At 62.5% G+C, this 8715-nt stretch carries 6 protein-coding genes; 5 read left to right on the forward strand and 1 reads right to left on the reverse strand.

All coding sequences use genetic code 11. The features are described from left to right. Nucleotides 1-130: 130 nt before the first annotated feature. Nucleotides 131-1003: a phosphodiester glycosidase family protein gene (locus tag QZZ60_RS08850; RefSeq protein WP_295640609.1), complete on the reverse strand. Its 873-nt coding sequence runs from the start codon at nucleotides 1001-1003 to the stop codon at nucleotides 131-133. 579 nt (nucleotides 1004-1582) lie between these two features. On the opposite strand from QZZ60_RS08850, the gene lysS reads away from it, so the two are divergent. The 5 genes from lysS to QZZ60_RS08875 all read left to right on the forward strand — a co-directional run bounded on the left by lysS (nucleotide 1583) and on the right by QZZ60_RS08875 (nucleotide 8654). Beyond that, nucleotides 1583-3088, forward strand: coding sequence for a lysine--tRNA ligase (gene lysS / locus QZZ60_RS08855; protein ID WP_295640619.1), 1506 nt, complete (start codon nucleotides 1583-1585; stop codon nucleotides 3086-3088). A gap of 55 nt (nucleotides 3089-3143) precedes the next feature. Beyond that, nucleotides 3144-4388 (forward strand): lipoprotein-releasing ABC transporter permease subunit, encoded by a 1245-nt coding sequence (locus QZZ60_RS08860; protein ID WP_295640611.1) that lies wholly within the window; start codon nucleotides 3144-3146, stop codon nucleotides 4386-4388. Further along, nucleotides 4381-5103 (forward strand): ABC transporter ATP-binding protein, encoded by a 723-nt coding sequence (locus QZZ60_RS08865; RefSeq protein WP_295640613.1) that lies wholly within the window; start codon nucleotides 4381-4383, stop codon nucleotides 5101-5103. Before QZZ60_RS08860 ends, QZZ60_RS08865 begins: the two co-directional genes overlap by 8 nt. Continuing rightward, on the forward strand, nucleotides 5084-7774 hold the full coding sequence (gene bamA / locus QZZ60_RS08870; protein WP_295640615.1) for an outer membrane protein assembly factor BamA: 2691 nt from the start codon (nucleotides 5084-5086) through the stop codon (nucleotides 7772-7774). Before QZZ60_RS08865 ends, bamA begins: the two co-directional genes overlap by 20 nt. 229 nt (nucleotides 7775-8003) lie before the next feature. Beyond that, nucleotides 8004-8654 carry an HAD family hydrolase gene (locus QZZ60_RS08875; RefSeq protein WP_295640617.1) on the forward strand — a complete coding sequence of 217 codons (651 nt, stop codon included), beginning with the start codon at nucleotides 8004-8006 and terminating at the stop codon, nucleotides 8652-8654. Nucleotides 8655-8715: the final 61 nt, after the last annotated feature.

The following is an 8715-nucleotide window of genomic DNA, read 5'->3' on the forward strand; positions in this document are numbered from 1 at the left end:
CCGCAAGGCGAAACAGGGGGGCGCGGGGGGAATTATTTCCCCCGCATTGCCTTTCAGGGGCCGGGGGGACTCCCCCGGCGGGGCCAGGGGCAGGGCCCCTGATCTGCGTTTTCTGCCTTTTTGGGGGATGTTATTTCTGGGTTCTTCGCACGGCGCCGAGGATATTGGGGAGGGGGATGGCGTCGCCGCGGGAGGAGAACATATAGGAAGCGGGGGACATGCCGTTCCAGAGGTGGAAGGTACCGGGGAGGCGGAGGAGGAGGGAGGCTTCGCTTCCGCCCTCGACGTACATGGCGCTGTTGAGGTTGAGGTCTTTGTGGGCGTTCAGGGCTTCGACGAAGTCGTGGACGGAGGCGGGGTCGGCGCAATGGAGGAAGAGGATGCGGCCGTTCATGTCTTCGGCTATGGCGGCTATGGCGTGTTCGGGGCCGTTTTCTGGCCATATCTGTTTGCCGTCGGGGCCCATGAGTCGGAAGTTCTGGACGACGATGTCGTAGCGGGGCAGGAGGTTTTTCCAGTCGTCGACGCTTCGGTCGAGCACGGCGGCGCGGGGGAGGGAATCGTCTCTGGGGCCGGCCACGAAGAACGCGCCGTAGCGGCTGACGATGCGGCTGTTGTTGGTGCGTTCGCCGCTGCGCATGTAGCCGGTGGAGGTTTGTCCGTCCTTAAGATACATGCTGGCGTTGATGGCGGCGGCAAGATCTTTGGAGTCGGCCCATTCGCGCATGGTGGGCACGCTTTTGCCCTCCCAGCGGGAGCTGAACAGGTGGAAGTCGAAGTGCGCGGTATCGAAGCGCAGCACGCGGATCACGAGGCGGCGGGAGAATTCGTCTCCGCGGTCTCTGGTGTAGGAGAGGCGCGCCATGTCGAGCCCGTCTTCCGGACTTGTCCATGCGATGGGGTCGCCCGGAAGGATGAGCTCAGGCTCGGGCGCTTCCGCACAGAGCGCGGCCGGAAGCACAAGCAGAAGCAGCGCGAGGGCTATGGTGCGCAGAGTGTTCATGTCCCTACTTGTAAGCCACTCGTCAAGGATGGGCAAGGAAAACCCTGCCGTTCCGTCCGGGAACATGGGCGAAGGGCGGGTGCGGGAACGGGGGAGGATGTTCAGGCGTGCGGGAAGCGCTGGCCGGGGTGCGGCGTGCGGGAAGGGTTCGAGGCAGGTCGGTTCTGCGGATGGGGGCGTGAGGAGGGGTGCGGATTGCGTCGCAAGCAGAGCTGTCCGGCGTCGGAAGGCGGAAGAAGCGGGCGGGGCGGCACGCTGACGCGGGGGAGGAGCGGGGAGCGCGGGAAAAGGCGGGGCCGGGATGCGGGGCGGAAAAAGGGAGGCGTTTCCCGGCGTCTGCGTGTCTTCCGACTCTTGACGGCCGGGCGTATTTGTCCTACCCCCATATTTTTACGACGCCAAAAAGCGAGTCTTTCGTTGCGGCCTTTTCGAGGCGCGCGAGCGCTGCCGGCAGCATATTCATGAAAGAGGGCAGAGCCCCTGCCAGATAAAACGGAGTGTCTTTTGGAAGCACAGAAGAAAGCCCGCAAGCCCATCAAGCTTGCCACGAAGTCGGAACATGCGGCCTATTTCATGCCCATGCTGGAGAATTTCGCCGATCACGGCGAACTGAACGAAGTTGTGAAGAACTGCGTGGGCAAGGCCTGCGATCTTCTGGACGCGGGCATTCCGCTCTATCCCAACGATTTCAAGCGAAAGCAGAACGCGGGCGAAGTGTGCGAAAAATACGGCGCCATGAGCGACGAGGAGCTTGCCGCTCTTGAGGAGGAATTCGCGCTTGCCGGACGCATGATGTCGTCGCGTTCCTTCGGCAAGGTGATCTTCTTCCACGTCATGGACCGCAGCGGCCGCATTCAGTGCTACGCCGAAAAGAGCGTGCTCGGCGACGAGGCCTTTTCCGCGTTCAAGAAGCTCGATGTGGGCGACATTGTGGGCGTGACGGGGCGCCTGTTCCGCACGAAGACCGGCGAACTGACGCTGCGCTGCGAGAGCGTGAGGCTTCTCAGCAAGTCGTTCCGCGCGCTGCCCGACAAGCACAGCGGTCTCACCGACGTGGAATCCCGCTATCGTCAGCGCTACGTCGACCTTGTCATGAATCCCCGCACGCGCGAGATATTCCGCAAGCGTTCGCTCATCGTGCGCGAGTTCCGCCGTTTCATGGAAGATCGCGGTTTCATGGAAGTGGAAACGCCCATGCTGCACGCTCTTGCGGGCGGCGCGGCGGCCAAGCCCTTCGTGACGCATCACAACGCGCTCGACATTGATCTGTATCTGCGCATCGCGCCCGAGCTGTATCTCAAGCGTCTCATTGCCGGCGGCATGGAGCGCGTGTTCGAGATCAACCGCTGCTTCCGCAACGAGGGCATCGACACCCGTCACAATCCCGAGTTCACCACCTGCGAGTTTTACTGGTCCTATGCCACGTTCGAGGACCTCATGGATCTCACCGAGGAACTTTTCTCGCACATTGCCACCAAAGTGTGCGGCAGCCCGGTGATCACCTATCAGGGGCAGGAAGTGGATCTCACTCCCGGCCGCTGGGCGCGCATGACCTATCACGAGGCGCTCGAAAAGGTGGGCGGTCACAAGCCCGAGTTCTACAACGACATGGAAGCCGTGCGCGCCTATCTCACCTCGCGCGGGGAAAAGTTCATGGAAAGCGAAGGGCTGGGCAAGCTCCAGTCCCGTCTTTTCGACCTTGACGTGGAAGAGAAGCTCGTCCGGCCCACCTTCATTTATGCCTATCCTGCGGAAATTTCGCCGCTGGCCCGCCGCAACGACAAGAATCCCGACATCACCGACCGCTTTGAGATCTTCATCTGCGGCTGCGAATACGGCAACGCCTTTTCCGAACTCAACGACCCCGTGGATCAGCGTCTGCGCTTCGAGGCGCAGGTGGAAGCCAAGGCCGCGGGCGACGACGAGGCCTGCCCGCTGGACAACGATTATCTGCGCGCCCTTGAATACGGCATGCCGCCCACCGCGGGCGAAGGCGTGGGCATCGATCGTCTGACCATGCTGCTTACCGACGAATCCACCATCCGCGAGGTGCTGCTCTTCCCGCTGCTCCGTCCGGAGGTGTAATCTTTCGGGAACAACGCCCCGGCATCTGCCGGGGCTTCCATGAAAGGGGAACTTCATGTCGTTTTCGCTGTTCATCGCGTCGCGGTATCTCACCTCGCGCAACAAGCGCACGTTCATTTCCATCATTTCGTTCATGTCTGTTCTGGGCGTGGCCATAGGCGTGGCCGCGCTCGTCATCGTCATGAGCGTGTACAACGGCGTCACCGAGGAAATGCGCGAGAAGATTCTCGGCGCGAATCCGCACATCATGGTCATGTCCACGCAGGCCGGAGCCTTCGGGCCCGAGGCCGCAAAGGGCGAAGGCGACGTCATTGAGCGCATACGCGAAACGCCGGGCGTGGTGTCCGCCACGCCCTTTCTGTACGCCGAAGTGCTGCTTTCCACCCCGCAGGGCGCCACGGGCCTCGTGGTGCGCGGCATAGACACCGCCTCCGCCGCCGAAGCCATGCCGCTCCTCAATCATCTCGAAAGCGGCAGCGTGGAGAACCTTGACCGCGAAACCGGTCCCGCAGGCATGATCGTGGGACACGATCTGGCCCGCCGCTTCAATCTGCGCACGGGCAGCCGCGTGAATCTCATGTCCCCGGCCGGTCAGCGCACCACCGCGGGCTTCGTGCCCAAGCTGCGTTCCTTCCGCGTGGAAGGCATATTCAAGTCCGGCATGTCCGACTTCGACAGCCGTCTCGCCTACGTGTCCATAGGCGCGGCGCAGGACCTCATGGGCTACCCCGACGGTCATGTTTCCGGCGTCGAGGCCTTCGTGAAGAATCCCTACGACGCCAGACAAATCGCCGAAAGCGTGGTCGAACGTCTCGGAGCTCCCTTCTACGCCCGCAACTGGATAGACATGAACGCCAATCTCTTTGCCGCGCTCCAGCTTGAGCGTTTCGGCATGTTCATCGTGCTGCTCATGGTCATTCTGGTGGGCTCCTTTTCCATCATCACCTCGCTCGTTATGCTCGTCATGGAAAAGACAAGGGATATCGCCATACTCATGTCCATGGGCGCCACGGCCGCAGGCGTGAGGCGCATCTTCATGTTTCAGGGAGCCATCATCGGGGCTGTTGGCACAACCATAGGTTATGTGCTAGGAATCGTGCTGGCGCTGCTCCTCAAGAAGTATCAGTTCATCGAGCTTCCCCCCGGCGTGTACATGATGGACACGCTGCCGGTCATCATCGATCCGCTGGATCTTCTCATCATCGGAGCGGTATCCATGTTCATGTGTTTCGTGGCCACCATCTATCCCGCCAGGCAGGCTTCCCGCCTTGTGCCTGCCGAGGCCCTTCGCTATGAATAACGACGCAAACGATTCTTTCACCGGCTCGCCCCGTCCGCTCTACGCCGTGCGGCACGCGCGCAAGGTGGTGGAAAGCCCGGCCGGAGAGCTCACCATTCTGCGCGACGTCACCTTCGACGTCGTTGCCGGAGAGGCCCTCGCCATCGTGGGTTCCTCAGGTTCCGGCAAGTCCACGCTGCTGCACATTTTAGGCACCCTCGATGCCGCCACGAGCGGCAGCGTGCTCTTTGAGGGGCGCGATCTTTCCGCCCTTTCGGCGAAGGAGGCGGCGCATTTCCGCAACAGGGAACTCGGCTTCGTGTTCCAGTTCCATCATCTGCTGCCGGAGTTCACCACCGTGGAAAACGTGGCCATGCAGGCCATCATTGCGGGTATGCCCCGCAAAGAGGCGCTCGAGAAGGCCGCCGCGGCCCTTGAAACCGTGGGACTGGCCGAAAGGCTGAATCATCACGTCACCACGCTTTCCGGCGGCGAGCGGCAGCGGGCGGCCATAGCCCGCGCCACGCTCATGCGCCCCAAGGTGCTGCTGGCCGACGAGCCTACCGGCAATCTGGATGAAAAAACGGGCGCGCGTGTCGCCGACGTGCTGAAAAAGCTCAATCGCGACACGGGCATGACCCTTGTCATAGTGACGCATAACCGGGAACTTGCGGACGATATGGACCGCAGCCTTGAACTGAGATCGGGAGAGCTCTATGCGCAAGATTCTTTCTAGTCTGGTCTGCCTTGCGGCCTGCCTCTTCGTGTGGGCCGGCCTCGCGGAGGCGGCCGCAACCCGTGTGCTGGTGCTGCCCTTCGCCGTGAACGCTCCGTCGGCGCAGTCGCAGCTTGCCAGAGACGTCCCCGCCCTGGTGCGGCAGGCGCTCGAGGCAAACGGCGTCACGGCCATTCCCACGTCGGCATCCGGCAAGAGCGCCGCTTCGGATGCCGCAGGCGCCAGAAGCCGCGCCCGTTCCGCCCGCGCGGGCTATGCCGTGTTCGGCAGTCTGAACCAGCTCGGCGAAGGCTTCAGCCTCGACATGCAGATGGTGTCGGCATCCTCGTCCGGTTCCCGCGCCTACCACATGGAAGGCGCAAACCTGCTGGAACTTCAGCCCGCGGTAAACAGCCTTGTGGGACAGATGGTGCTCGACTTCGATTCCACCTCTTCCGTGCGCTCGGCAGCAAAGGCCGCCCGCGGCGGCATTTCCGACATCGAAGTGCGCGGTCTCAAGTTCATCGACAAGGACAGAGTGCTCGTCCGCGTGGGAACCCGTACCGGCGATCCCGTGGATGAGGACCGCATCGACGAGGACGTGCGCAACATCTGGGATCTCGGCTACTTCAACGACGTGCGCGCCGACGTGGAAACTTCGGCCGCAGGTCCCGTGCTCATCTTCACCGTGGCGGAAAAGCCGCGCATCGAGGACGTGCGCGTGGAAGGTTCCGAAGCCGTGAGCATCGGCGACATCACCGAAGCCATGTCCACGCATACCGATTCCGTGCTCAACGAAAAGGTGCTGGCCGACGATCTGCAGAAGGTCACCGATCTTTATCACAAGCAGGGCTTCTATCTGGCCCAGGTGACCTATGAGGTGCAGTCCCGCTCCGACGGCGCGGCCGCCGTGCTCGTGCTGCACGTCAAGGAAGGCGGCAAGCTCTACATCAAGGAAGTGGCCATAGAAGGCCTCAAGGAAATCTCTCCCGACGACGTGAAGGACTTCCTCTCCCTCAAGGAACGCGGAATGTTCTCATGGTTCACGGGCTCGGGCGTGCTCAAGGACGACCTTCTCGAGCGCGACGCCCAGGCCATACGCGCCTACTTCATGAAGCACGGCTATGTGGACGGTCAGGTTTCCGCGCCCGAAGTGCAGTACGACGAGGACGGCATACGCGTCATCTTCCGCGTGCGCGAGGGCGTGCACTACAAGGTGGGCAACGTCATCCTTCAGGGCGATCTCATCGACACCGAAGAGCGCATCCGCGAACAGATCACCATGGACGAGCATCAGGCCGCGGGCGACTATTTCGACGTGGAAGTGCTCCAGAACGACGTGAAGGCCCTCACCGACTTCTACAGCGACTACGGATACGCCTTCGCCGACATCAACGTCGATCCCCGTCCCCGTCCCGAAGACGGCGTGGTGGACGTGGTCTATACCGTGAAGCCCGGCGAACGTCAGTACATCCGCCGCGTGGAGGTGGAAGGCAACGACCGCACCCGCGACAACGTCATTCTGCGTGAAATGCGCCTTGCCGACGGTCAGCAGTTCAGCGGCGCAAAAATGCGTCGTTCCGCCCAGCGCCTCGAAAAGACCCGCTACTTCAGCGAAGTGAACCCCACCGTGGTGCCCACCGGCACGCCCGGCGAAGTCGATCTCAAGATGGGCGTCAAGGAAACCGAAACCGGCGTGGTCAGCGTGGGCTTCGGCTACTCCACCTACGACAAGTTCGGCGTGATGGCCTCCATCACCGAAAACAACCTCTTCGGCCGCGGCTACACCCTCGGTCTGTCGGGCTACACCGCCTCCCGCGAACAGTACCTCGAAGCCTCCTTCGTGAACCCGCGTCTGTTCGACACCTACTGGGGCTTCTCCGTGAGCCCTTACACCATCGACGAGGAATGGTCCTACTTCTACAAGCGTTCCACCGGCATCAGGCTCGGCCTGTTCCATCCCATAGGCGAGTACACCAACGTGCACTTCGGCTATGAGTTCGAACGGTACAACCTGTATCATATGTCGGACAACGCCTCGCAGATCATTCAGGCCTACCGCGGCAAGCACTGGGCGAGCACCGTGTCCATGGGCGTCACCCGCGACACCACCAACCGGGCCACCTTCCCCACCGAAGGTACCCGCGTGTCCATCAACATGCAGTACAGCGGCCCCTGGACCGGCAGCGACGACAGCTTCTTCAAGCCCATCCTTGAAGCCGGCTTCTTCTACGGCCTCAATGATACCAACATCCTGCACGTGCGCGGACGCGTGGGCGCGGTCTACAAGGTCGACGACAACAAGACCGTGCCCGTGTTCGACCGCTTCTGGATAGGCGGCATACGCAGCATTCGCGGCTACTCCTACGACGACATATCCCCGCGTGACCCGAGAACCGGTGAAACCATCGGTTCCGACCGCATGGGCTATGCCAACTTTGAATACATCTGGGTGGTCAAGCCCGATCTCGGACTCGCCTTCGTGCCCTTCTACGACGTGGGCTTCAACGCCGACAGCGAGCAGTGCTCCAGCGTGTTCGACAAGGTGTATTCCTCCGCCGGTCTGGAAATCCGCTGGCGTTCGCCCATGGGCGACCTGCGCTTCGCCTACGGCTATCCGCTCTCCAAAAACGCGGACGGCACCAAGCGCAACAGCGGCCGCTTCGAGTTCTCCATGGGTCAGGCCTTCTAGCCTGCGCCCCGGGCGTCCGGCCCTGAGCGCCGGATGACACGGAGCTTCCCGCCCGCGGGAAACGAAAAAACATGAGGGGGAGGGTTCGCCTTCCCCCTTTTTTTGGGCCCTCCGGCCCGCCGCTTCACTCTTCCGGCCCCGCTGGGCCCGACCCGCGTTCCCCGGGCGGAACACCGGGCCTTTTCCCAAACAACACGCAGCGCGCACAACCGCGCCTTACGGATGCACCATGAATTACGATACGGTGATTTTCGATCTCGACGGCACGCTTCTCTATACCCTCGAAGACCTTACCATCAGCACCAACTACGCGCTCGAACCCTTCACCGACGTGCGCCGCAGCCTCGACGAGGTGCGCTCCTTCGTGGGCAACGGCGTGCGCACGCTCATGATCCGCGCCCTGCCCGGCGGTGAGCAGAACCCCGACTTCGAGGCCGCCTTCGCCCGCTTCCGCGCCCACTACGCCGTGCACTGCCGCGACCATACCCGCCCTTACCCCGGCATCATGGAAGCCGTGCGCGCCCTCGCCGAGCGCGGCCTGAAACTCGGCATCGTGTCCAATAAGCCCGACCCCGAAGTCAAGGACATGAACCGCGTCTACTTCAAGGGACTCTTCGGCGCCGCCCTCGGCGAACGCGAAGGCGTGCGCCGTAAACCCGCACCAGACAGCCTCCTCGAAGCCATGCGGGAACTCGAAGCCGACAAAAACTCCACCCTCTACGTCGGCGACTCCGAAGTGGACATAGCTACCGCCGCCAACGCCGACGTCCCCTGCCTCTCCGTTACCTGGGGCTTCCGTACCAGAGAACACCTCGCTTCCTCCGGTGCCTCACGCTTCATAACCTCCCCCGAAGAACTTTCCTCCGTGCTGGAGGCGTAAACGCGAGAAAGGCAGGAAAGGCAGATCAGGGGCGCTGCCCCTGGCCCCGCCGGGGGAGATA

The organism is uncultured Mailhella sp., assembly GCF_905187505.1.
Taxonomy (GTDB): domain Bacteria; phylum Desulfobacterota; class Desulfovibrionia; order Desulfovibrionales; family Desulfovibrionaceae; genus Mailhella.